18 protein-coding genes and 1 tRNA gene are annotated in these 25,123 nt (G+C 68.4%); 5 read left to right on the forward strand and 14 right to left on the reverse strand.

Annotated features, from left to right (window positions below; genetic code table 11):
- The first annotated feature begins 51 nt into the window (after nucleotides 1-51).
- Genes rpiB through F4Y45_03425 form a run of 5 tightly spaced genes read left to right on the forward strand, consistent with a single transcriptional unit; the run spans nucleotide 52 to nucleotide 5,661 of the window.
- Nucleotides 52-525 carry a ribose 5-phosphate isomerase B gene (gene rpiB / locus F4Y45_03405; protein MXY23556.1) on the forward strand — a complete coding sequence of 158 codons (474 nt, stop codon included), beginning with the start codon at nucleotides 52-54 and terminating at the stop codon, nucleotides 523-525.
- A complete protein-coding gene (locus F4Y45_03410; protein ID MXY23557.1) occupies nucleotides 522-1,814 on the forward strand; it encodes a serine hydroxymethyltransferase in 1,293 nt (430 codons plus the stop codon). Before rpiB ends, F4Y45_03410 begins: the two co-directional genes overlap by 4 nt.
- The gene (locus tag F4Y45_03415) at nucleotides 1,760-3,985 is read left to right on the forward strand and encodes an ATP-dependent DNA helicase (protein MXY23558.1); all 2,226 of its coding nucleotides are present in this window, start codon (nucleotides 1,760-1,762) and stop codon (nucleotides 3,983-3,985) included. Before F4Y45_03410 ends, F4Y45_03415 begins: the two co-directional genes overlap by 55 nt.
- A complete protein-coding gene (locus F4Y45_03420; GenBank protein MXY23559.1) occupies nucleotides 3,982-4,929 on the forward strand; it encodes a tetratricopeptide repeat protein in 948 nt (315 codons plus the stop codon). The genes F4Y45_03415 and F4Y45_03420 overlap by 4 nt, the downstream gene beginning before the upstream one ends.
- A gap of 9 nt (nucleotides 4,930-4,938) precedes the next feature.
- Complete coding sequence (locus F4Y45_03425) at nucleotides 4,939-5,661, forward strand: YggS family pyridoxal phosphate-dependent enzyme (protein ID MXY23560.1); 723 nt, start codon at nucleotides 4,939-4,941, stop codon at nucleotides 5,659-5,661.
- Nucleotides 5,662-5,710: 49 nt separating this feature from the next.
- Here F4Y45_03425 and F4Y45_03430 read toward each other — a convergent pair whose 3' ends face one another.
- From F4Y45_03430 to larB, 14 genes are all read right to left on the reverse strand, one after another.
- Complete coding sequence (locus tag F4Y45_03430) at nucleotides 5,711-8,026, reverse strand: TonB-dependent receptor (GenBank protein ID MXY23561.1); 2,316 nt, start codon at nucleotides 8,024-8,026, stop codon at nucleotides 5,711-5,713.
- A gap of 104 nt (nucleotides 8,027-8,130) precedes the next feature.
- Nucleotides 8,131-9,396 carry an aminotransferase class V-fold PLP-dependent enzyme gene (locus F4Y45_03435; protein ID MXY23562.1) on the reverse strand — a complete coding sequence of 422 codons (1,266 nt, stop codon included), beginning with the start codon at nucleotides 9,394-9,396 and terminating at the stop codon, nucleotides 8,131-8,133.
- Between the two features lie 28 nt (nucleotides 9,397-9,424).
- The gene (locus F4Y45_03440; GenBank protein ID MXY23563.1) at nucleotides 9,425-10,690 is read right to left on the reverse strand and encodes a Zn-dependent exopeptidase M28; all 1,266 of its coding nucleotides are present in this window, start codon (nucleotides 10,688-10,690) and stop codon (nucleotides 9,425-9,427) included.
- 37 nt (nucleotides 10,691-10,727) lie between these two features.
- Nucleotides 10,728-11,525, reverse strand: coding sequence for a signal peptidase I (lepB, locus tag F4Y45_03445; protein ID MXY23564.1), 798 nt, complete (start codon nucleotides 11,523-11,525; stop codon nucleotides 10,728-10,730).
- The gene (gene lepA, locus F4Y45_03450) at nucleotides 11,525-13,363 is read right to left on the reverse strand and encodes an elongation factor 4 (GenBank protein MXY23565.1); all 1,839 of its coding nucleotides are present in this window, start codon (nucleotides 13,361-13,363) and stop codon (nucleotides 11,525-11,527) included. The genes lepB and lepA overlap by 1 nt, the downstream gene beginning before the upstream one ends.
- A 26-nt stretch (nucleotides 13,364-13,389) precedes the next feature.
- Complete coding sequence (locus tag F4Y45_03455; GenBank protein ID MXY23566.1) at nucleotides 13,390-14,535, reverse strand: citrate synthase; 1,146 nt, start codon at nucleotides 14,533-14,535, stop codon at nucleotides 13,390-13,392.
- Nucleotides 14,535-16,097 carry a glycosyltransferase gene (locus F4Y45_03460; protein ID MXY23567.1) on the reverse strand — a complete coding sequence of 521 codons (1,563 nt, stop codon included), beginning with the start codon at nucleotides 16,095-16,097 and terminating at the stop codon, nucleotides 14,535-14,537. The genes F4Y45_03455 and F4Y45_03460 overlap by 1 nt, the downstream gene beginning before the upstream one ends.
- 69 nt (nucleotides 16,098-16,166) lie before the next feature.
- Nucleotides 16,167-17,024 (reverse strand): holo-[acyl-carrier-protein] synthase, encoded by an 858-nt coding sequence (gene acpS / locus F4Y45_03465; GenBank protein ID MXY23568.1) that lies wholly within the window; start codon nucleotides 17,022-17,024, stop codon nucleotides 16,167-16,169.
- Complete coding sequence (locus F4Y45_03470; GenBank protein MXY23569.1) at nucleotides 17,021-17,737, reverse strand: hypothetical protein; 717 nt, start codon at nucleotides 17,735-17,737, stop codon at nucleotides 17,021-17,023. The genes acpS and F4Y45_03470 overlap by 4 nt, the downstream gene beginning before the upstream one ends.
- Before the next feature lie 7 nt (nucleotides 17,738-17,744).
- Nucleotides 17,745-17,820, reverse strand: a tRNA-Ile gene (locus tag F4Y45_03475).
- Nucleotides 17,821-17,828: 8 nt separating this feature from the next.
- Nucleotides 17,829-19,529: an RNA polymerase sigma factor RpoD gene (gene rpoD, locus F4Y45_03480; protein ID MXY23570.1), complete on the reverse strand. Its 1,701-nt coding sequence runs from the start codon at nucleotides 19,527-19,529 to the stop codon at nucleotides 17,829-17,831.
- 96 nt (nucleotides 19,530-19,625) lie between these two features.
- The gene (gene dnaG, locus F4Y45_03485; GenBank protein MXY23571.1) at nucleotides 19,626-21,455 is read right to left on the reverse strand and encodes a DNA primase; all 1,830 of its coding nucleotides are present in this window, start codon (nucleotides 21,453-21,455) and stop codon (nucleotides 19,626-19,628) included.
- Nucleotides 21,456-21,461: 6 nt separating this feature from the next.
- Nucleotides 21,462-24,074, reverse strand: coding sequence for a hypothetical protein (locus tag F4Y45_03490; GenBank protein ID MXY23572.1), 2,613 nt, complete (start codon nucleotides 24,072-24,074; stop codon nucleotides 21,462-21,464).
- A 68-nt stretch (nucleotides 24,075-24,142) separates the two neighbouring features.
- The gene (larB, locus tag F4Y45_03495; GenBank protein ID MXY23573.1) at nucleotides 24,143-24,904 is read right to left on the reverse strand and encodes a nickel pincer cofactor biosynthesis protein LarB; all 762 of its coding nucleotides are present in this window, start codon (nucleotides 24,902-24,904) and stop codon (nucleotides 24,143-24,145) included.
- Between the last annotated feature and the right edge of the window lie 219 nt (nucleotides 24,905-25,123).

Below are 25,123 nucleotides of genomic sequence, written 5' to 3' on the forward strand. Positions count from 1 at the left end.
GCACGCGCCTCCCGGGGGCGCAGCCGGCGAGCGAGATAGTACAATCGCTGTATGCGCGTGGCGCTGGGGGCCGATCATGCCGGGGTTGCGCTCAAGGATCAGGTTCGGCGGGCATTTGGTCCGAACGGCGATGAGCACGCGGAAGACATCGCCGTCGATGTAATCGACCTCGGTGTCCACTCGACGGATCCCGCCGACTACCCCGACGTGGCCCGGAAGGTGGCGGCCGGCGTCGCGAGCGGTGCGTACGACCGGGGCATCCTGATTTGCGGCAGCGGCGTCGGCATGTCCATCGCCGCCAACAAGGTGCCGGGCATCCGCGCCGCGCTGGTCCACACGGTCGAAAGCGCCAGGCTTTGCCGCGAGCACAACAACGCGAACATCCTGGCGCTCGCCGGCCGATCGCTGGCCGGGAACGACGCCCTGACGATCATCAAGGCGTTCCTCGATACGCCCTTCGCCGGCGGACGCCATCAACGCCGGGTCGACAAGATAGCGGCGATCGAACGTCGCTCCTCACCATGACCGACACGCTTGACGCCCTCGACATCACTGCTCCACTCGCCGCGCGCGACCCGGAGATCGCCGCTGCAATCACCGACGAGGTCAACCGGCAGAACGACGGCCTTGAACTGATCGCCTCGGAGAACTTCACCAGCGCGGCGGTCATGGAGGCGATGGGCTCCGTCCTTACCAACAAGTACGCCGAGGGCTACCCGGGGAGACGCTACTACGGGGGCTGCGAGTTCGTGGATGTCGCTGAATCCCTCGCCATCGCCCGGGCCAGGGCGCTCTTCGGCGCCGAGCATGCCAACGTGCAGCCGCACTCCGGCGCGCAGGCGAACATGGCGGCCTACTTCGCGCTCATCAAGCCGGGCGACACCGTGCTTGGCATGAACCTCGCGCACGGCGGGCACCTCACGCATGGCCATCCGCTCAACTTCTCCGGCCAGCTCTACACCATCGTGCCGTACGGCGTGCGGCGCGACGACGAGCGGATCGATTACGAGGCCCTCGAGAAGCTCGCCCGCGAGAACAAACCGCAGATGATCATGGTAGGCGCCTCCGCCTACCCACGCGTTATCGACTTCGCGCGAATCGCGGCGGTCGCCTCGGACGTTGGCGCCACGGTAGTGACCGACATGGCGCACATCGCCGGCCTCGTCGCCACCGGCCTTCACCCGAGCCCGGTGCCGCACTCCGACGTCGTCACCACGACCACGCACAAGACGCTCCGCGGTCCGCGCGGCGGGCTGATCCTCTGCCGGGACACGCACCGTCCCGCGATCAACCGGGCGCTGTTCCCCGGGGTGCAGGGCGGGCCGCTCATGCACGTGATCGCCGCCAAGGCAGTTTGTTTCCGGGAAGCCGCGGAGCCGGCATTCGCGGACTACCAGCGGCACGTAGTGCGCAACGCGGCCCGCCTGGCGGACGCCCTCGCGGCGCAGGGCTTCCGAATTGTCAGCGGCGGTACGGACAACCACCTGCTGCTGGTCGATGTCTATTCGCGCGGCCTGACCGGGAAGGTGTCGGAGGAGGCCCTCGGCCGGGCCGGAATCACGGTCAACAAGAACGCGATCCCGTTCGACGAGCAGCCACCGATGGTGGCAAGCGGCATCCGGTTGGGAACCCCCGCGCTCACGACCCGAGGCATGACGGAGCCGGAAATGGAAACGGTCGCGGAGCTGATCGGCCGCGTGCTTGCCGATCCCGAGGACGAGCGCGCCGTCCGCATGGTCCGGACCGAGGTGGAAGCGCTATGCCAGAGGTTCCCCCTGTACCCGACGACGGCGTCGAGCCCGAGCGGGAACTGACGGTCGAACCGGACGCCGACGCTCAGCCCGACCCCTGGGCGGACGCGGAGTTCGAGATCCAAATCGACAGTGATCTCGATTCCGATCCCGGCTTCGATCCTGACGCCGGCCGTGCCGAGGGAGCGGGGGACGCCGCGACGGATCTGCCGCGGCGGGTGATCGAAGCGCTGGCTGACGACGGGCCCCTCGCCCGCGCCATGCCGGGCTTCGAACCGAGGCCAAGCCAGCGCCGGATGGCGGGCGCGGTCGCGAACCTGCTCCGAACCGGCGGCGTGCTGCTCGCCGAGGCGGGAACCGGCACCGGCAAGACCCTCGCCTACCTGGTGCCGGCCATCCTGAGCGGGGAACGCGTGGTGATCTCGACCGGCACCCGCAATCTGCAGGATCAGATCTTCTACAAGGACCTGCCCGAACTGCGCGACGCGCTCGGGATCGACTTCAGCGCCACCTACATGAAGGGACGCGGCAACTACCTGTGCCTGCACCGCTTCGAAGCGGCGCGGACGGAGGCGCAGATCCGGCTGCTGCCCGCCGCGGAAAACGACATGCTCGAGCGGATCGCCGAGTGGGCCGGGCAGACCGAGACCGGCGATCGGGCGGAAATCGAGGACCTGCCGGACGACCTGCCGATCTGGAACGACTTCGCCGCAACGTCCGAGAACTGCATCGGGATGGACTGCCCTCGGTACCGCGACTGCTTCATCACGACGATGCGGCAACGGGCGGCCGAGTCGGACCTCGTGATCGTCAACCACCACCTGCTCTGCGCCGACGCCGCGGTGCGCCACCTGGCTGCCGGCGCCGGCAGCGTCATCCCGGATTGTGCGACCGTCGTGATTGACGAAGCTCACCAGTTGGAGGACGTCGCGACGCAGTCGTTCGCGAACACCATCAGCAACTTCAAGCTGGCCGAGCTCGACGCCGATGGCCGGCGGCTGGCGTCGGGCGCAACCGCCGGGGCGACGCACGCACCCTCCCCCGGGGACGGGACCGACGGCGAACGGACGGCGACCGCCGACGCCCTGAGCGACGCGGACGCTCGCGAGCTGCACCGGCGGCTCGACACCGTCAGGGCCGACGCGCGCAATTTCTTTGCCCTGCTCGAACCGCTCGCTCCGGGCCACGACCGCATCCGGGTTACCGCCGACATGCTCGCCCCGGCCACCGAAGCCGGCCGGATGCTCGCCCGCGGTCTTGGCGATCTGGCCGACATGCTGTCGAAGGCGGCCGCGCCGACGGAGGATGCCGAGCTCGCCAACCTCGGACGCCGGGCCGATGGACTCCGCGAGCAGGTCGAATTCCTCGTGGCGGCGGACGATCCGCGCTTCGTCTACTACCTCGAACGGCGTCGCCGCGGCATCTTCCTGCGCGCCGCACCGATCGATGTTTCCGACATCATCCGGGAACTGCTGATAGAACGGATGCGTGCGGCGCTCTTTACCTCGGCCACGCTGACCGTGGATGAATCGTTCGGGTACGTTCGTGGCCGCCTCGGCATCGATGACGCGACCGAGCTGCAGGTGCCCTCCGAGTTCGACTATCGTCGCCAGGCGGTGCTGTACCTGCCGCGCCGCATGCCGCCGCCGGGCGACCGTGGCTTTGCGGAAGCGGTTGCCCGCGAAGTTCGGGAGTTGCTGGACGTTACCGCCGGGCGCGCCTTCGTGCTCTTCACCAGTTATGCCAACCTGGAGGCGGTCCGCGCCCGGATGGAGCCGGCTTCCCGATATCCGCTCCTCGTGCAGGGAACCGCGCCTCGCAGCGTCCTCCTGCGCGAGTTCCGAGCGACTCCGAACGCCGTGCTGCTTGCCACGTCGAGTTTCTGGCAAGGAGTGGACGTCGTTGGCGACGCCCTGAGCTGCGTCGTGATCGACAAGCTGCCGTTCGCCTCCCCCGGAGATCCGCTCGTCGCCGCGCGAGTGGAACAGATCAACGACGATGGCGGGAACGCGTTCGCCGACTATCAGGTGCCGCTCGCCATCCTGACGCTGTTGCAGGGCCTGGGGCGCCTGATCCGTCATCGGACGGACCGCGGGGTTCTCGCCCTTCTCGATCCCCGTCTCCGGACCCGGGGCTACGGCCGGCGCTTTCTGAAGTCGCTCCCCCCGGCCCGAGTGACGCACGACCTGGCCGACGTAGACCGCTTCCTGAACAGCGATAGACTGGAACCATGATCCGATGCAACGGCGCGGCGCTCGCCGTCCTCCTCTGGGCCGGCGCGGCGCTCGCCCAGGCGACGGGCGCTGTCCAGGGCGCCGTGGCCGACGCCGATGGCGCTTCGATCGAGGGCGCGTTGGTGATCCTCCTCCCGATGCGCGAGGGGAGTGAAGCGATCGAACTCGAAACCGGAGCGGACGGCCGGTTCGCTCACCCCGACGTCCCGTCCGGGTTCTATACCGTCACCGCGGCCTTGGGGGATCAGCGGAGCGAGGTCTATCGAATCCAGGTTCGCGACGGCCGCGTGGCGGACATCCGCTTCATCCTAGAAGCGGGACGTAGCGCCACGCCCTGGCTCGGCGCCGGCGGCGACGAGTCGGAACTCGATTCGCTCTTCGATGCGGGCGTCGCCGCGAACCGGAATGGCGCGTACGCCGAGGCGATCACCTACTTCAATCTCGGCGCGCAGCTCTTTCCCGGTTGCGTCGAGTGCTATTACAACGCCGGCGTCGCGCACGGCGCCCTCGAGCAATGGGACGAAGCCGAGCGTGCTTTCCACGGCGCCCTCTCGGTGCAGCCCGAATACACCGCCGCGTACTACGGCCTGTCGGACATCTACGGGAAGTCGGGGCGGCCGGAAGACGCGATCGCCGCCCGCGAAGAGGCCACCCGGCTGACGCTCGCCGCCATCGCCACGAACCGGGAGCAGGCCTCCGACGCGGTGGAGTTGGGCATCGTGTTACGTGAGGCTGGTAACCTGGAAGGCGCCCGGGCGCGCTTCGAGGAGGCGACCACCCACGACCCACAATACGCGCCGGCGTACTACTGGCTCGGCGTTACGCTCTCCGACCTGAGCGACCCTGCCGCCTCCACCGCGGCCCTCTACCGCTACCTCGCCCTCGACGAGACCGGCGAGTACGCCGACGACGCACGGTCCCGCCTAGCCGCCCTGGATCCCTAGGAGCCCGTGCTGAGCACGCCGCCGTCCACGGATCGGCTCGCCGCGAACATCCGTTCCGTCCGGGACCGTATCACACGCGCCGCGCGCGCCGACGGCCGTGACGCCGGAGACGTTCGGCTCGTTGCCGTCTCGAAGACCTTCCCGCTGGAGGCGATCGCCGCGGCCGCCGCCGGCGGGCTCGAAGACTTCGGGGAGAACCGCGTGCAGGAGGCGCTCGCCAAGATGGACCGGGCCTCCGACCCGTTGCCGATCCGCTGGCACCTTATCGGTCACCTGCAGTCGAACAAGGCACGCCAGGCAGCGGCCAGGTTCGACTGGATTCACTCGGTCGACAGCTTGAAGCTGCTTCGCCGCCTCGACGCCGCCGCCCTCGATGCCGGCACGCGACCAAAGCTCCTGATCCAGGCCGATCTGGCGGGTGAAGCGAAGAAACACGGCGCGGGCGCAGACGAAGTGCAGCGCCTCTTCGACGCCGCCGCGGACTGCCGCGCCGTGGACGTGCGCGGCCTGATGCTGATGCCTCCCTGGAACGCCGATCCGGAGCAGACCCGCCCGTACTTTCGCCGCCTCCGCGAATTGCGCGACACCTTGCGGCACAAGTGTGTGCCGGAACCTGCCCTCGCGGAACTCTCCATGGGCATGAGTCACGACTTCGAGGTCGCCATCGCCGAGGGCGCGACGATGGTCCGCGTCGGCACCGCTCTGTTTGGGCGACGGACGCCGCCCGTGTGACGGGCGGGCCGCCTGCGGCGCGAGCGCCTAGCAGCCCGTGGTGAAGCTGCTAGAAGGCCATGTGCAACTGGCCCATCACCTGCCGCTTCAGGACGTCGCCGAAGATGTGTTGCTGGATTTCCTGATTCAGCAGGTTCGTCACCTGGATCCTCGGGTTGAACCGACCCTCCGCAAAACTGAGGCCGACGCTGGCGTTCACCATCGTGAACGGCTCGGTCCAGCCGTGGAAGTCCGGCCCCAGCACGTCGGACCAGAACGCCCCGGTCGTGTGATTCACGGTGAGGCTGGCCGACAGCCGGTCGTTGCGGGCGTCGATGCCGGCGTTGAAGCGGTGCGCCGAGGGGATGTTGTAGGCGTTCGGATCCCAGTCGCGAACCTCCGGATCCGCCTGCCAGGAATAATTGACGTAGGTGTTGACCCGATTCGTTACCGCGGCGTTCATCCCCAGCTCGAGCCCCTTGTTCCGGATGAACCCCCGGTTGACGTAGGTGAGCTCCGCCGGCAGCCGGCCGCCGAAGATGGCCAGCAAATCGACCAGGACGGCCGGATTCTGCGCCACCGCACTCAGGAACGGCGCGAGGTGCGGCGGCAAGGCGCCGGGCGGCAGCACGGCCGGCAACGTGGCGGCAAAGTGCCGCAGTCCGGCAAGACTGCTGTTCCAGTTGTCCGGCGGGTTCGCCGTCGAATAGTACGACAGCTCCGTAAAGTCGATGCTGTCGGTGATGTCGTTGACGTAGAAGGCCGCCGTTACCCCGACACGATTGCCGATGCCGCCGGCGTAGGCCAGCTCGTACGCGGTCAGGTTCTCGGCCCCGAGCGGCCGATTAAGGGCGTGGGACCCGGCGGCGTGCAACGGCAGGAGATAGTCGATCGTGCCTGGCAGCGGAATCGGCAACTGCGCGGCCGCCGGTCCCAGCACGGCGCCGACCAGATCCCCCAGTGGCAGGTGGACCGGCTGCAGGATATTCACGTCGAGGAAGCTGTCGGTGAGCGAGGGAGCGCGGAAGGCCTTGTTGTACGAGACCCGGATGGAGTGATCGTTCGCCGGCTTGAAGATGAACGTCGTCCGGGGCGAGAATCGGACGTCATCCAGCGTGCTGACCCGGTCCGCGCGTCCACCGATGATCCAGCGGAACCGGTCGTGGAGGAAGATCTCGTCCTGGATGTAGAACCCCTGCTCGTTCCGGCCGTCCCCGGCCGGCCCCAGATCGAAGCGCATGGTGATCTGCCGGACGTTTCCGCCGTAGCTCAGGATGTTCCGCGTGCCGATCACGGTGGTGTTCGAGAAGCTGAGGTCCATCGTGTTCGAGAGCATCTCTCCGTCGATCAGCCCGTTGGCATCCTGAACCAGCAGGGTCCGGAAGGGCGAGTAGCTGGAATTGACGAAGCCGCCTATCTCGAAGTTGTTTCGCTGGTACTGCAGCCGGCTGTACGCCATCCGTGTGCCCGGCCTCAATTCGAACGGGCCGATGCCGGTGTGGAGGGTGCCCTGACTGCCACCGTAGCCGGCGCTGACTCTGATGTGGCTCACGCCGTCAGGCGCGTCCCAGTCGCCGCGAAAGTCGAATTTCGGCGTCCGGCTGTCGAGCGCGCCAACGGTGGGATAGAGTTGCGTCCGGCCGGTAATGTTCGGAACCTCACCGACCGGCCGGGCGAACGCGGCTGACTCCGTGTAACCGACGGACATCTTGTAGGCGAAGCTATCGGTCGGTGCGGCCGCGTGGGTCCCCATCACCGAAAAGGTAGACCCCGGTTCCATCTCGTGGCCGGGGAGGCTCCGGTCGAATGTCCCGAAGTTGATGTCGAGCGTCGTCCCCAGCATGTCGCGCGGCCGCTTCGTGATCAGGTTGACGACGCCGGACATCGCATTGGCCCCCCATACGGCGGAGGCGGGGCCACGCACCACCTCCACCCGCTCGATGTTGTCCGGGGTGATGGGAAGCACGTCCCAGGCAACAAAGCCATAGAAGTCCTGGTAGACCGTCCGGCCATCTATCATCACGATCTGCGACGGGGAGAGCGTGCCCGTGGCGCCCCGGCTCGTAACGTTGAAGTCGCGGTTCGACGTCTGGATGACGTTGACGCCAGGCACCTGGCGGACCAGTTCGCCGATGCTCATGACGGACTGCGCCTCGATCGCCTCCGCTCCGATCACGGTCACCGTTGCCGGCGCGTTGATGATCTCCTGCTCGACGCGGGACGCGGTCACGACGACGGTTTCCGCGAACGTGACCGGCTCTTCCCCGGCTTGTTCCTCCGTCTGGTCCTGGTTGGTCTGTTGCGCCGCCGTGCACAGGGCCGGGAGGAGCAGCATGGTGGCCACGGCGCCAACGAGCAGGGATCTCGGATGTGAGGTTTCGGGCACGAGCACCTCCTCAAGGAACCGCTGGACGGCTCCAATATGCCTTGTCCAACACCCTCACGATCATATTAGGACGAATCGGACTCGTGGGATAGCCCGATGGCAGGCTACACCGTCCGGTGGCGAAGCTCCCCCGCGCCGCGGATGGCGCGCTCCACGTGTTCGCGCGTGTTGTAGACGTGCGGGCAGAGGCGAAGGCCTCCGGTCGCCGCTCCGGCCACGCCATGCCGCTCATACAGGGCGGTAACCAGCGCACCGCGCCGCGCGGAGTCGACCGCGGCAATCGCGACGCCGCCGCTCAACTCGGGCGCCGCCGGCGTGATCAGCTCGAAACCGGCTTCCCGCAACCCGGCCTTCAGCAGCGTCGCCAGCTCAACCACCCGCGCTTCGATACGCGCCATTCCGAGACGGTCCTGGAACGCGACGGTGGTGCCGACGGCGGCCAGCGCCGCGTCGTCGCGCTGCCCCAGCGACTCGAACTTGCGGGCGCCGCGCGGCCTCGGGGCCACGTCGTTGCCCCAGCTTGGGGCGACGACGCCTGGCCAGACGTCTTCGACCCGATCGGCCCGGACGTAGAGCAGTCCCACCTCCTTCGGTCCGAGAAACCACTTGTGCGCGCTGCCGGTATAGGAATCGCAGCCGAGGTCCCGCAGGTTCACGTCAAGCGCGCCCCAGCTCTGCGCGCCATCGACGTGCACGTGAATCCCGCGGCGGTGAGCCACCTCGCACAACTCCCGCACGGGAAGCCGCACGCCGCTCACGTTGGATACGTGCGTCAGGGCCAGGACCCGCGTTCGGGGCGAGAGCGCGCGCTGGAACACCGTCACCAGCTCGTCGACCCCGGACGGCGCCGCCGGGGTCGTCACCCGCGTCACCCCGAATCCGTAGCGGGCGGCCCGGACCTCCCAGGCGACGTTGTTGGTGGGGTGATTCTGGTCCCAGACGACGACCTCGTCCCCGGCGTCGAGCGGCAGCCCGGCGTTGATGACGTTGTTCGCCTCGCTCGTATTGCGCACTAGTGCGATCTCGTCCGCGGTGACGCCGAGCTGGCTCGCGACCGCCTCGCGCGACGCCTCGAGCAGCGGCCCGAACTTCGCGCGGTTCGGGAACGAGCAATCGACGTCGATGTCGCGCGTCAGCTCGCTCACCCGATCGGCCACGACGCGGGGCGATGGGCAGAGGTTGGCCGCGTTCATCGGGATGTGTTCGTCGCGGAACGCGAACTGCCGCCGGACCTCCTCCCAGAGCCCCTCCGGCGCGGGGCCGCCATGCGACGGCTGGGCGCCCGCCGGACGACCGGAGAGGAGCGGACGGACGACGCCGGCCGCCGCCAGCGTCCGCAGGAACCGCCGCCGGGTGGTATTGACTGTCATGGCGGACCTCCAGGTATGGCGCCTCCCGCTATCGGGCGATCGTCGCTCCGGCCAGCTCGGCTATGGCGGCCAGCGTCGTCTGCGCCGCGTTCAGTCCGAGCCGGAAGTCGTCATCGGTGAACGTGACGTAGAGGTCGGTCGGCTGATGCCAATGAGGATTCCAGCCGGCTCCGATGTGCATGCCGCGCTCGTTCTCCCGCAGGCTGATGGATGGCGTGACGTTCATGAACGGGGTCGAGTCGGTGTTGGTCATGTGGGGGCCGACGGTCGCCGGATAGTCCGTCGCGTAGGCATCGTTGGCCGCCTTGAACCGGAACGCCAGGTCGCGCGACTCGTCGGCCAGATCCGAGTTCGACTGGAATTCGATGTTGACGTCCGCCTCAGGCCGCTGATCCCGGCTGACCACGCCGTCCGGTCCCGGCGCCCCGTGGTCGAACAGCATCATGTCGTGCTGGATCATCCCGAGCCAGCGCGGCTCCGGAAAACGGCCCGACCCGGGCGGGTCTTCCAGGCCCTGCCGCTCGCGTCGCTGCTCGACGTAGGCGCGGCTGCCGTTGAGTCCGGTTTCTTCGTCGTTCCAGAGGGCAAAGCGTATTGATACGTCGGTCCGCACGTCCGGCGCGCTCAAGATACGGGCCAGCTCCATCACCAGCGCCGTCCCCGACGCGTCGTCGTCGGCCGCCTCGCCGAACCCGTGCCCGTCCATGTGCGCGCCGAGGATGTACATCTCGTCGGGCCGCGTGGCGCCCACCTTGGTGCAATACACCTGCGATCGCTCGCCGTTGGTCGGCTCCTCCAGGTTAAGCGCGCGCAGTGCTTCGTCCGGCTGCATCAGCGGATCGCGAACGACCCCGGTGCGCGCCCGGTAGCCGAAGATGGAGCTTCCGCCCGGACCACTTCCGTTGCGTCCGATACGTCCGCCGGTCGGCGTCGGTTCGGTCGGATTCAACGAGTCCCGCCCGGCGCCGCCGCGTCTGGCGCCGCCCTCCCGCGGCGGGGGATCGTAGGTGTAGTGCAGCCGCTCGGTGGGACAACCGGCCGCCTCAAGCTGCGCCTCTATCCAGTCGACGGCGTCTCGGTTGCGTTGCGTTCCCTGCCGCCGGTCGCCGAACTGCGTCAGGCCCTTGATGACTGCCTTGTAGCGTTCCAGATCGAGCCGGCCGACAAGCACGGCGATGGGGTCGTCCGCGCCGTCGGACGAACCCGTGAGCCGCTGCTCCGCGACGACGCTCCGGTCACTTGCCGCGATGGCCAGCGCCACCACGACGGCCAATCCTGCCACGGTCGCACGCATCGGCCTACCCCCTTGTGATTGCGTCCCGCCAGCCGGGTCAGCGCACCTGGTGAAGCATGCGATCCCACCGCGTGCGCGCGAAGAAGCCGACCGCTCCCGACGCGGCGCGCCGGACCGCGGCGCCGAGGCCCGGCTCCGGGATCACGACCGGCGGCCCGGCGTCGTACGACCAGTAGATCACCACCGCCTTGCCCTTGAGGTGACCGGCCGGCAACGGCCCCCAGAACCGGCTGTCCTCGGAGTCGTCGCGGTTGTCACCCATGGCAAAGTAGTGCCCGTCCGGAATCTGGACCGGACCGTGATTGTCGCGGCCGCCCACCGCTTCCTCACCGGACCGGAGGCTCCGCTCATGCTCCGGGAGGTACGGCTCGTCGAGAGCCACGCCGTCGATGTAGACCCGCTTGTCTCGCACTTCGAGGGTTTCCCCCGGGAGACCGATGATCCGCTTGATGAAGTCGCGCTCCGGATCGAGCGGGAACTTGAAGACGACGATGTCGCCGCGCTCGACATCCGTCTTCGGCAGCATGGCCTGCTCCGCGCCGGCCAGCGTCGGGCCGAAGACGAACTTGTTCACGAGGATGTAGTCCCCCACCAGCAGGTTGTGTTCCATCGACCCGGTCGGAATGGTGTACGCCTGCACCACCCAGGTGCGGACGAAGAGGGCCAGAATCACCGCGATGACGATCGCCTCGAGGTACTCCCGCGCCGTCGACTTCCGGAACGGCGGCGTCCCCTCCAAAGCCAACGCTTCACGGCCCGCGCGAACGCGCTCGCGGCCCGCGCCGGGAGCCGGCTCCTTCCGCCTTGCGCCGCGTGTCGCGCCTCGTCTCGCCATCACCTGTTGGCCCGGCTGGTCTTGCCGGCGGCCTGTTCGTCGTCGCCGACGCGGAGCACGGCGAGAAACGCCTCCTGGGGAATCTCGACGCTGCCCACCCGCTTCATCCGGCGCTTCCCTTCCTTCTGCTTCTCCAGCAGCTTCCGCTTGCGCGTGATGTCGCCGCCGTAGCACTTCGCGAGGACGTTCTTCCGGAGCGGCCGGACCGTGTCGCGCGCGATGATGCTGGTTCCGATCGCCGCCTGAATCGCGACTTCGAACATCTGGCGCGGTATCAGCTTGCGCATCCGGGTGACCAACGCCCTGCCGCGCGCGTAGGCGTTCTCGCGGTGGACGATGATCGACAGTGCGTCAACCGGATCCCCGTTGACGAGCAGATCCAGCTTCACGAGCGGCGACGTCCAGTACCCGCTCACATGATAGTCGAGCGACGCATAGCCCCGGGAGATGGTCTTCAGCCGGTCGTAGAAGTCGAGGACCACCTCGTTGAAGGGCAGCTCGTAGGTGATCATGACCCGGTGCGCGGCGTGGTACTCAAGGCCGCGCTGCACGCCCCGCTTCTCCTGGCAGAGCTTCAGGATGGCTCCCACATGGTCCGCCGGCGTCAGGATCATCGCCGTGATCACCGGCTCCTCGACCACCTCAATCCGCCCCGCGTCGGGGAGCTTGGCCGGAGAGTCGATCTCGATCACTTCGCCGTCGGTAGTCGTGACCCGGTAGAGGACGCCGGGAGCCGTCGTCACCAGGTCCATGTCGAACTCGCGCTCCAGGCGCTCCTGCACGATCTCCATGTGCAACAGACCGAGGAAGCCGCAGCGGAAGCCGAAGCCGAGGGCGACGGAGGTCTCCGGCTCGAAGAAGAAGGAGGCGTCGTTGAGCCGCAGCTTCTCGAGCGCTTCGCGCAGGTCGGCGTACTCGTGGCTCTCCACCGGGTAGAGGCCGGCGAACACCATCGGCTTCATCTCGCGGAAGCCCGGGAAGGGGTCCGCGGTCGGGAAGGCCGCCTCGGTCACGGTGTCGCCGATTCGCGCGTCGGAGACGTTCTTGACGTTGGCGATGATGAAACCTACCTCGCCGACCCCGAGCGCGTCCACTCCCTGGGGCTTCGGGGAAAAGACTCCGACCTGCTCCACTTCGCAGTCGTGCGCCGCGGCCATGAAGCGGACCTTCATGCCGGGGCGGACCGCACCGTCGACGACGCGTACCAGGATGATGACGCCACGGTAGGCGTCGTACCACGAATCGAAGATGAGCGCCTTGAGCGGCCCCTCCGGATCACCGGCCGGGGGCGGCACCTGCCGGACCACCGCCTCGAGGATCTCCCTGGTCCCGAGACCCTCCTTCGCGCTCGCCAGGAGCGCCGTCGATGGATCGAGACCGACCAGATCCTCGATCTGCAGCGCCGCCTCGTCCGGCAGGGCGCCCGGCAGATCCACCTTGTTGATGACCGGAACGATCTCCAGGTCGTGATCGACGGCCAGGTACGCGTTCGCGACCGTCTGCGCCTCCACGCCCTGCGAGGCGTCGACGAGCAGCAATGCCCCCTCGCACGCGGCGAGGGCGCGGGCCACCTCGTACGAGAAGTCGACATGACCCGGTGTGTCGATCAGATTGAGAATGTAGGTCTCGTCGTCCGCCGCCACGTAGCTGAGGCGCACCGCATGCGCCTTGATCGTGATCCCGCGCTCGCGCTCCAGGTCCATCGAATCGAGCACCTGGGCTTCCATCTCGCGCGGACGAAGCGCGCCCGTCAGCTCGAGGAATCTATCCGCGAGGGTCGACTTCCCATGGTCTATGTGCGCAATGATGGAGAAATTGCGGATCTGGCGGTGGTTCATGGGGGCGGGCCGAACGGCCGCACCAATTATACGCGCCGGCCGAGCGGCACGAACGGCTGCGGCGGCTTGGCCCCGGTGTAGTCGGCGCGGGGGCGGATCAGGCGGTTGTTGGCGTACTGCTCGAGGACATGCGCCGTCCAGCCGGCGATTCGGCTGACCGCGAAGATCGGCGTGAAGAGCCCGATCGGGATGCCCAGCATGTGGTACGTCGAGGCGGAATAGAAGTCGACGTTGGCGTCGATCCGGCGCACTTCCTTCATCACCCGCTCTATCGTCCGGGACATGCCGAACCACCGTGTCTCCGTCTGCCTGGACAGCGTCTCGGACATCTGCCGAAGATGGGTGGCTCGGGGATCCTCGGTGCGATAGACCCGGTGGCCGAAACCGGGCACCTTCTGTTTCTTCGCCAGCATGCCGCGAATGGTGCGTTCCACCACGTCGTCCGGTGCGTCTTCGCCCAGATCGAGCAGCATCCGCATCACCTCGGCGTTCGCACCACCGTGCAACGGACCCTTCAGCGCTCCGATTCCGGCGACCGCGGTCGAGTAGACATCGCTCAGCGTCGCACCGGTGACGCGCGCCGCGAAGGTCGAGGCATTCAGCTCGTGGTCGGCGTGGAGAATCAGCGCGACGTCCAGCGCCCGCGCGGCTTCGCGCGTCGGCCGCTCGCCGTTCAGCATCAGCAGGACGTTCGCGGCATGGTCGAGCGCAGGGTCGGGAGCGACCGGTCCGCCGCCGGCGGCAAGGCGGCCCCAGGTGGCGACCAGGCTGCCCACCTGGGCGGTCAGCCGGACGGCGGTGCGGTACGCGGTGTCGGGATCCTGCACCGCGGCGCCGGTCCGCGCATCCGCCTGCGGATCGATCAGCGCGAGGGCGGAGACGAGCGTGCGAAGCGCGTCCATCGCATCGCCCGGCGGCAACGTCCGCACGAGACGGAGCATCGCCTCCGGCAACGGACGGGCGGCGGCGAGGTCCGACCGGAGGTCCCCCAGTTCGGCGCGCGTTGGAAGGCGACGGTGCCAGAGAAGATGACAGACCTCCTCGAAGGTCGCCTCGCGCGCCAGATCGTGGATGTCGTAACCGCAGTACGACAGCAGGCCCTGCTCGCCGTCGATATGGCAGATCGACGACGTCGTGGCGACAACACCCTCCAGACCTCCCTTTGCCGCCATCACGACGCCTCTTCCGCCCAATGGGAGGAGTGCCGCGCGCCGGCATGCTGAAGGTCTGCCCGTGTCCGCCCACGCCGCCGCCGGGAGCGCCAGTGAGCCCAGGTCTCCGCCAGTGACGCGCACGCGGCGTACAGGAAGCCGAACAGAAAGAAGGCGATGAACGGCGTCACCATGTACGCGCCGGCGGTGAACGCGCGAAGCAGGGCGACGGCGAACCAGACGCCGAAGGCCAGCTCCACCAGTGGCTGCCACGACGACACCAGGCGATAGCGGCCGTCGGCCGGACGGGTGGCGCGCGAGGACGTTGCGGCCGTCAGTCCATACTTCGGCGTGCGGCGGAACTCACCGGTGCGGCCGGCCAGCGCCTCGAGGACGGCAACCGCGTTGTTGACCGACAGGCCAAGCCCCAGCGCGATAGCCGCCGGCAGATCCCGCAGCCGGGCTCGCCAGCCGACTCCCAGCGCCCGTTGGCTGACGCCGTAGAAGCCGGACACGGAAACGGCGGCGGACGCGAAGAACACCGCGTCGATCCAGAGCGTGCGGGGATCGCCGCCGGCGCCGGTCCGGGCCGCGATCGCGGGAACCACCAGGAGCGAAAGGGCGAGCAACAGCAGGTAGTTGAGATTCGCGGTCAGGTGGAGCGCCGCCTCCAGCTTGACGCGGAACGGTAGGCGGGCGCGCAGCACCGCCGGCAGCAGCTTGCGGCACGACTGCATGGATCCCTTGGCCCAGCGGTGCTGCTGCGACTTGAAGGCGTTCATCTCCACCGGCAGTTCCGCGGGAACCACGACGTCCTGGAGGAAGACGAATCGCCAGCCCGCGAGCTGTGCGCGGTAGCTCAGGTCGAGATCCTCCGTCAGGGTGTCCGCCTGCCAGTTGCCTGCGCCCCGGATGGCGGCGCGCCGCCAGATGCCCGCCGTGCCGTTGAAGTTGAAGAAACAACTGCCGCGGTACCGGCCGCCATGCTCCAGGACGAAGTGGCCATCGAGCAGCAGCGCCTGCACGCGCGTCAGCAGCGAATAGTCGCGGTTCGCGTGGCCCCAGCGCGCCTGGACCATCCCCACCCGCGGGTCGGCGAAGGGAACGATGGCGCGCTCGAGAAAGTCCGCCGGCGGCATGAAGTCCGCGTCGAAGAGCGCGACCAGGTCACCCGTCGCGGTGCGCAGCCCCTCCCGCAGGGCGCCCGCCTTGAAGCCGTCCCGCGAGGTTCGGTGGAGGTACCGGATCGCCACGCCTCGAGAGCGCCATGCCCGGACGGCGCGCGACGCGATGTCCCGCGTCTCGTCGGTGGAATCGTCGAGCACCTGCACCTCGAACCGGTCGCGTGGGTACCGGATCCGGGCAACCGCGGCGATGAGGCGCTCCGCGACGTGCCGTTCGTTGTAGAGCGGCAACTGGACCGTTACGCGCGGCAAGGCGCCGTGAGCGCCATGCTGCCGCCTCGCGCGCCGCCGGCCTCGGAGATAAGACCAGACGAGCAGACTGCGGTGCGCGCCGTACACGCTCAGTCCGCAAAGGGTTGCGAAGTACAAGACGAGGATGATCCCGTCCGCCGAGGCCATGTGGCCGCCACGGTACCTGTCGGCTGGCCGGTCCGTCAAACTCGCGGGCGGCGGACAAACCTCAAGAAACTAAGGCTTGACTCCAAGCAGGATCACCTGCGCGACGGAGTAGTGCCGGGAGTGCGTCAGCGTGAGGAGCGCACCGCTTCCCCCAAGTTCATCGAATCGCCGTCGTGCGCCGCCGTGCAGCGCCAGCGTGGGAGGGCCGCCGTGCCGGACCACTTCGATGTCGCGCCAGAGAACGCCACGCGCCCGGCCGGTGCCGAGCGCCTTCATGGCCGCCTCCTTGGCCGAGAACCGCGCCGCGAAGTGGGGCGCGGGCGCGCGGCGCTTCCGGCAGTAGGCCGCTTCGGCGTCGGTGAAGATCCGCCCAACGAAGCGGTCGCCGTAGCGCCGCAGGAGCTCTTCGACGCGCCCCACCTCCTCGATGTCGATCCCGATGCCGATGATGCCGGCCGCGCCAGACGCCGGCTCCCGGCGGGCGGCGGGAGCAGCGCGTCCTGACGGCGCGCCGTCCAGGGCCTGGTTGGCGAGCCGGTCCGCCCTGACGTTCTGTTCCCGCGGAACATGTTCGTACTTCACGGAATCGAACCGTGCCGCGGTGGCGGACGCCCGGGTGTGAAGCGCCCGCAGCGCCGGCGCACGGACGCGGTAGGCGCCGGTCATCTGCCTTACCAGCAACTCGGAGTCGGAACGGATCAGCACGTCGCGATGACGCTCTGCCGCGAGGTAGTCCAGCGCGGCAAGAAGTCCGCGGTACTCGGCGACGTTGTTGGTCGTTGCTCCGATCACCTCGTGCAGCTCGGTGACGAGGCTGCCGTCTTCCGACTCGATCCGCACCCCGTAGGCAGCCGGGCCTGGATTGCCACGCGCCGCGCCGTCGATCCAGGCGATGGTGCGCGGTGCGATTGGCAGGCGGGCAGTCACGACGCGGTCGCGGCCGGAAAGTAGAGGATGCGCTGGCAGCTCTCGCACCGGATCAGCGCATCGTTGCGCCGCACTTCGTTCAGGAGCTGGGGCCGAAGCCGGACCTGGCAGGCGTCGCAGCGTCCATTACGCACCGCGCTGACCGCCAACCCATTTCGGTGGCTCGCCACGCTCTCGAACAGCGCAAGGACCGACGGCTTGAGTTCGACGACAAGCGTTGCCCGCTCCCCGGCCTTCTGTTCCACCTCCGCCTGTAGCCGGTCGCGCTCCGCTTCGAGCGCCTGCCGCGCCTCGGCCACTTCCGCCTCGGCGGTCGTCAGCGCGGCGCGGGCGGCATCCGCCGCGGCCACAAGCTCGTCCGCCTCGATCATCATTTCCAGCAGTCGATCCTCGTGGTTTTGCTTGTCGGCCTCGCCATGGGCGATTTCCAGCTGCACGGCGTGGAATTCCTTGTTGGTCTTCACCGCCATCAACTGGTCCTTGAAGCGCGTAAGCCGCCCCTCGACCTCGGCCAGCTCCTTCTCGATGCCGACGCGGGCGGTCTTCTGATCGGCTTGCCGCGTCTCGGCCTCGTCGACGGCAGCGCGGCACGTCTGCAACTGCTGGTCGAGCGCGGCGAGCTGTTCGGGGAAGTGGCCGATCGACTGTCGCGCGGCGGCGACGTCGAGATCAATCTGTTGGAGGCGGATCAGCCGTTCGAGGTCTGGGTGCATGAGAGAGTGGTGGGCCCGCCAGGATTCGAACCTGGGACCACCCGGTTATGAGCCGGTGGCTCTGACCGCTGAGCTACGGGCCCATACAGCATTATGACGTCCCTCCCTCGAGGAACGCGCGAAGCTTCCGGCTGCGCGACGGATTCCGGAGCTTCCGGAGCGCTTTCGCTTCGATCTGGCGAATCCGCTCGCGGGTGACGGCGAAGCTCTGGCCCACTTCCTCGAGCGTATGTTCACTTCCGTCGCCGACGCCGAAGCGCATCTTGATTACCTTCTCCTCGCGCGGCGTCAACGACTTGAGCACCGAGGCGGTCTGCTCCTTCAGGTTCCTGTCGATGACGGCGTCGGCGGGATTGACGGCGTGGCGATCCTCGATGAAGTCGCCGAGGTGGCTGTCTTCCTCTTCCCCGACCGGCGTCTCGAGCGATATTGGCTCCTGCGCGATCTTCTGAACGCGGCGGACGCGGGCGGCGGGTATATCGAGCCGTTCGGCCAGTTCTTCTATGGTCGGTTCCCGTCCGTACTCCTGCACCAGCGAGCGCTGTGTCCGGATCAGCTTGTTGATGGTTTCGATCATGTGGACTGGAATCCGGATGGTCCGGGCCTGGTCGGCAATCGCGCGGGTGATCGCCTGCCGGATCCACCAGGTGGCGTACGTGGAGAACTTGTAGCCGCGGCGGTACTCGAACTTGTCGACCGCCTTCATCAACCCGATGTTGCCCTCCTGGATCAGATCGAGGAACTGCAGCCCGCGGTTCGTGTACTTCTTCGCTATGGAGACCACCAGGCGGAGGTTTGCCTCGACCAGCTCCGTCTTGGCCCGTTCTGCGAGCATCTCGCCGCGCCTGATGACCCGGAGAGACTGGCCGCGCGTTCTCGTCGTCTCGCCGAGCTGCGCGGACCGTTCGCGGATGTTCGTGCGGAGCTCGCGTTGCCGGCGCCCAAGCGCCCGCCGCTCACTCTCCGGGAGGCGCGCGGCGTTCGACCGGCGAAGACGCCGGTTGACGGTCTTCAATTCCTGCTGATCCCGCCGCATCTCGGCGGCCGTTGCCTTGAACAGGACGATCCAGTCGCCGATGACCGACTCGGTGAACTCGATGCGGCGCACAAGACGCGAGAGCGCGACCCGGGCGCGCAGCAGCCGCTGTCGCGTCTGGTTCCGCAGCGCGCGATTCTGCCGCGAGACCTTGGCGAGCCGCGTCCGCTTCCGCTTCAGTTCGGCATTCGCGGCGCGGATCGCGTCGACGTCGCCGAGGAACTGCTCGCCACACTCGCCGATCCGGTCGGTGGCAGCCGTCTCGTCGTGCAGCACGATCAGTTCGCGGAGCGTCCGGTCGCCCCGGCGCAGTTCCTCCCCGAACCGAATCACGTCCGCGGCGACGGCCGGCGACCGGGAGATCACCTTGAGCACCAGCAGCTTGCCCCGCTCGATCCGCTTCGCGATGGCCACCTCGCCCTCGCGGGTGAGGAGCGGAACGGTTCCCATCTCCCGCAGGTACATGCGGACCGGATCGCCTGTCTTCTCCACCACGCCGGGCGTCAGGTCGAGCGCGCCGTCGGTCCGGCCGTCGGGAGAGCGGTCCGCCTGGGCCCGCTTCGCCTCTACATACTTCTCCTCGGACTCGACTACGTCGATTCCGGCCGCGTTGAGGGCAGTGAACAGCTCGTCCAGATCGTCGGACGTAACTTCGGGGGGAAGCAACTCGTTGATCTCCTCGAAGAGCAGGAACCCGCGTTCCTTTCCGACGACGACCAGCTGCTGGATCTCGTCGTACTTCTCTTCGATCGACAACGGCTCGTTCGGCATACCGTTACCTCGCGCGATCCGCGCGGACGCCGCGCGCCGGTACGATTCGCAGGCCCAGATTGTAGCCAATCAGCTGCATCGTCAAGTCCCGTGCCCCAACCATATGTCGCGCCGGGCGCTCCTGTCACTTGATGGCAGGTCCGTTCCGGTGTCGAGCGCGGCGAGCTGGCGCTGCAGGTCCAGCTTCCGGGCGAGGAGCGCGTCATCGATCGCGCCGGGTGCGCCGTCGCGCTGACGACGATCGATCTCATCCTGAACTTCGGCCAGGTCGCGTTTGTGCCGCCGCCGCCGCAGCTCGTCGCCGCAGTCCTCGACGCCGGCCGGCGCCATCTCGATCGCCGCTATTGCCCTGACGAGCGCCGTCTCCTCCTCCGTCAGCCGCTCCAGCATCGCTTCGGGCATCCCCTCCGCCGGGACGCCGGCGAGGCCGTGCGCCATTTCCAGGATCGAGGCGGTCCGGAGGCCTTTGAAGTGCGCGGGCTCGAGCCGCAGAAGGACCTGCTGGGCCTCTTCCGTCTGGTGCATGACGGCCCAGATCAAGCCCTTCTCGGACTCCTGGGGGTCGGGCGCCGCTGTTCCTTCCGGCGAGGTTTCCGGGGATTTCGGGCGCCCCCCGGCGATCTCCTGCCGGATGGCGTCGCGCACCACCGCCTCGGTGGCGCCAGCGCGGTGGGCAATCCTGTCAGCGAACTGGTCGCGCGCGACGACGTCCGGAATCCGCGCGGCGATGGCTCGCATTTCGTTTACAAACCCGGTGCGCTGACTCTCGCGGGTCAGGTCGCGCGAACTCGCGGCGCGCTCGAGGACGTAGTCGAGATACGGCGTCGATCGCTTGAGCCGATCGACGTAGTACGCCGCGCCATGCTGACGAATTGCCGTGTCGGGATCCTGGCCGTCCGGCAATCGGACGACGTTCACCTGGAAACCGGCGGCAATGAGCAGTTCACCGGAACGGGCTGACGCGCCCACCCCGGCCGCATCGGGATCGAAACTGAGGAGCACCTTCGTGCAGAAGCGGCGGAGGAGCTTGGCCTGCCGCTCGGTCAGCGCCGTGCCGCACGTGGCCACCACCGGCGCGATTTCCGCCTGGAGCGCCTGCGCAAGGTCGAAGTAGCCCTCGACCAGGATCGCGAAGCCGCGCTGACGAATCGCACGTTTCGCCAGGTGCAGGCCGTAGAGAGTGCGACCCTTCGTATAGAGCGCGGTCTCGGGCGAGTTGATGTACTTCACCTGCTGATCGCCGCCCAGCGCGCGGCCGCCGAAGGCAATGACCGATCCCGTCTCGCGGCAGATCGGGATGATCAGCCGCTGGCGGAATCGGTCGATGGGCGGCCGGCCGTCGGACTCGGTCACGAGGCCGCTCTTGCGGAGCAGCTCGATGGGCTGCCCCGCGTCGAGCAAATGGCCGGTCAGGCCGTCGCGGCGGGGCGGCGTGCAGCCGAGACCGAGCCGGTCGGTCGTATCGGGAGCGATGCCGCGCTGCTCCAGGTACGCCCGGGCGCCGGCGCCGGAAGGCGCGGCCAGCTGTTCGCGGAAATACGCCGCAGCCAATTCATGCACCTTGACCAGCGCTTCCCGCTCCGCCTCGGCGGCCCGGTCACGTTCCGGGTCGTCGGTCTCGGGAAGCTGCACGCCCACGCGCTGGGCAAGCGCCTTTACCGCTTCCGGAAAACTCAGTTTCTCGTACAGCTCGATGAACTTCAGGACATCGCCGCCGGTCGAGCAGCCGAAGCAATGAAAGAACCCCTTGTCGGGGTTGACGTGAAAGCTCGGGGTCTTCTCGTTGTGAAACGGGCAGAGCCCCTTGTAGCTGTTTCCCGCCTTCCTCAGCGGCACGACGTCCTGGATCACCCGCACGATGTCGGCTTGCATCTTCAGATCCGCGATGAAGCCGGAGGGGTAGCGCGCCACAGGCTGCTAGTCCTTCAACGCGATCACGGTAACGCCGCTCCCGCCATGCTCCGGCGCGGCGGCGGAGTATTTCTCGACCAGAGGGTGATCGGTCAGGAACTCGGCAATCGCGCGGCGGAGCTGTCCGGTGCCGTGGCCATGAACGATGCGCAGTTCGCGGCGCTCGTGGAGCATCGCGCGGTCGACGTACTTCTCGACGCGGGCCAGCGCCTCGTCGACCCGGAAACCGATCAGGTTCAGCTCCAGGGGCGGCGCGCTCTCTTCCGCGACGTTCACTGTGACGCCGCCGCGGCTGACCGACCGTGACCCGGCGCCGCGGGCGGCCGAGTCGGCGGCTGCCGGTCCGACCGGGCGGAGGTCGCGCACGCGGACATGGATCCGCTTGCCGAGCGCTTCTACTTCGGCGTCGTTGCCGTTGATGGTCGCCAGAATGCCGTCGAGACCAAGGCCGGCTACCTGCACGCGGGTTCCCGGTACCGGGGGCGCCGCGTTCGGCGGTGGTTCCGACGTCGCGACGCGCGACCCGCCAGCGATCGTATCGAGCGCGTCCACCGCGTGTTTCTTGAGCGCGCCGGTATGCCCGGTGGACACGGGCGGCGCCGACCGGTCCTTGCGCGCCACGCGCTTTTCGAGCGCCTCGCTGCGCTTCCGCAAATCGCCCACGATCGCATCGATGTCCCGGCGCGCCTTGCGGAGTTCCGCGTCGACCCCGCTCCGCAGCCGCTCCCTGGCGGTCGCTTCCCTCTCCTTCAACGCCAGTGCAGAGGCAGCGAGCTGCTCACGCTCGTGCTCCAGTACGCGCCGTTCGGCAGCCAGCGCGTCGCGCTCCTTGGACACTTGCGCCAGATCCCTTTCGACCTGCGCCAGGTGGTCGGCCAACTGGGCCTCGCGCGCGCTCCGGCGCGCGCGTGCGTCCTCGATGATCGATCGGGTGACGCCGAGGCGGGTCGCGATCTCCAGGGCGAGGCTCCGGCCCGGCGAGCCGTAGGTCAGCCGGTATGTCGGAGCGTACGTTTCCGGGTCGAAGCCGAAACCGGCGCCGACGACCCCCTCGGTGGTTGCCGCATACGACTTCAGCATGTCGTCGTGGGTCGTCGCCAGCACAAGCGCGCCGCGCTGGCGGAAGTGATCGACGATCGCCGCTCCGAGCGCGCCGCCCTCCAGCGGATCGGTCCCGGCCCCCACTTCATCGAGCAGCACCAGCGCGGGCGTACGCAGCCGCGCATCCATCGCGACAATGTGCGCAACGTGGCCGGAAAAGGTGGAGAGACTGTTTGCGATCGACTGCTCGTCGCCAATGTCGGCGAAGAGCGACCGGAAAACCGGAAGGGACGCGCCTCGCGCCGCGGGGACGTGCAGGCCGGCCTGCGCCATTAACGCAAGCAGGCCTGCCGTCTTGAGCGCCACCGTCTTGCCGCCGGTGTTTGGACCGGTCACCATCAGCGCCCCGGTCGGCGGCGTCAGCAGGATGTCTACCGGCACCGGTCCGCCGGGGGCGGCCGGCCCTTCCCGGGAGGCGCTCGGTTCCTCATCGGAACGGCCCGGCTCTTCGTGAGAGCCGGCCAGCTCCTCGCGGGAGCTGTCAGCCTCCGCCGCGTCCACGGAAGAGGCCGCAGCAGGCGCTGCCGTTCCTGCCCGATCCACGACCGCCGGCATCAGAAGCGGATGCCGGGCCGCCGGCAACTCGATCCGCAGGTCGGCACTGAGCTTCGGCTCAACGCCGTCAATCAGTCGCGAGAATCGTGCCCGCGCCTGCATCAGGTCCAGCTCCGCGACCGACTGCAGCGTTCGGCGCAACTCGAGAGGCCGGGTTCGGAACGCGTTCGACAGGTCGAGCAGGATTCGGTGCACCTCCTGCCGCTCTTCCTCCTCGAGGGCGACGATCTCGTTGTTGATCTCGACGGTGCTGAGCGGTTCCAGAAAGAGGCTGGCGCCGCTGCCGGAACTGCCATGGACGATGCCCGGAATCGCACTTCGGTGTTCGGCGCGGACTAGCAGGACGAATCGGCCGGCCCGTTCCGTGACCACTTGTTCCTGCAGGTACTTCGCCGTCTCGCGTCCGCGCAGATAGGACTCCAGGGTGCCGCGCAGCCGCTGGCGCAGCCGCTGCAACTGCTGCCGGATGGCCGCCAGGCGCGGCGTCGCGTCGTCGGCGACTTCCCCCTCCGGCGTGATGCGGCGCTGGATGTTCGCCGTCTCGCGGTCAAACTCCGCCAGGCCGTCGGCCGCTGCCTGGAGCACTGGCCACCGGCCCGGTCCGTCCGCCGCACCGGCCGCCGTCCGGATTGCCTTCGCCGTCGCCGTGACGGAACGCAGAAATCTGGCGAGTCCCAACAACTGCACGGCGTCGAGTGGACGGCCATCGATGGCGAGAACAGAGATCGTCGCTTCCAGATCGTCCGGCGCCTCAAGCGGGAGCGGGTGACTCACGTCGAGGTAGGTAGCGATCTCGGTCGTCGCCCGAAGCGTTTCGGCGACCGCCGCCAGGTCGGTCTTCGGCGCCAGGCGGCCTACTGCGGTCCGGCCGATGGGTGTCAGCGCGAAGCTCCGAACCGCGGCGACGACACGGTCGAACTCCAGTGTCCGGAGCGTTGCGTCGTCCGTCGGCAGGGATGGCATGGTGCTGACTCAGCCTATCCCAACCGGTGGTCAGGTGTGCTCGCGCGCCCTTGCGGGCGCGCGAGCTCCTAGTCGAGGTGATTGATCAGATGCGCCATGACGGCGGCGCCGAGACCGTTGTCGATGTTGACGACGGCGACGCCCGAGGCGCAAGAGTTCAGCATGCCGAGCAGGGCGGCGAGGCCACCGAAGCTGGCCCCGTAGCCGACGCTGGTGGGGACCGCGATGACCGGGGTTCGAACCAGGCCGCCGACAACGCTGGGTAACGCACCCTCCATCCCGGCGACTACAACCGCGACGCGGGCCGCATCGAGGCGCTCGCGCTCGGCGAGCAACCGGTGCAGCCCGGCCACCCCGACGTCGTACAGGGCGTCGACGCGGTTGCCGAGGGTCTCCGCTGCGACGCGAGCCTCTTCGGCAACCGGCAGGTCCGAGGTGCCGGCCGCGGCCACCAGGATCGCGCCGCGTCCGGCCGGTGGGTTCGGGGCCGGCCGCGCGATGATCCGCGCCGTCTCGTGCCACTGCGCATCCGGAACCATCGCGCGTACCGCATCGAACGCCTCGATGGTGGTGCGGGTGACGAGCAGCGGATCGCCGGCGGCGACGATCCGCTCCGCGATGGCGCCGATCTGCGATGGCGTCTTTCCCGCGCCGTAGACAACCTCGGGGAATCCCTGCCGGGCGGCGCGGTGATGGTCGACCCGCGCGAAGCCGAGATCCTCGAACGGCGCGCGGCGAATGGCGTCCATCAGGCGGTCTTCCGCCTCGCGGGCATCAATCGCGCCCGTCGCGAGGGCGTCGATTACCTCGCGTACGTCGTCCTGCGTCACGCGCGAATTGTGGCACAGCCCTCCTGGATGGCGCCTTGCCGGCTAGGAGCTTGCGCCGTAGAAGTTCCGCGCCAGTGGTGCGCCGGCGTCCACGCCGGCATTTGCTGTTCTTATGCCGGCCTGGAGGCCGGCGCACCGTTTCTTATGCCGGCCTGGAGGCCGGCGCACCGTTTCTCATGCCGGCCTGGAGGCCGGCGCACCGTTTCTCATGCCGGCCTG

Source organism: Acidobacteriota bacterium (genome assembly GCA_009838525.1).
Classification (GTDB): Bacteria; Acidobacteriota; Vicinamibacteria; order Vicinamibacterales; family UBA8438; genus VXRJ01.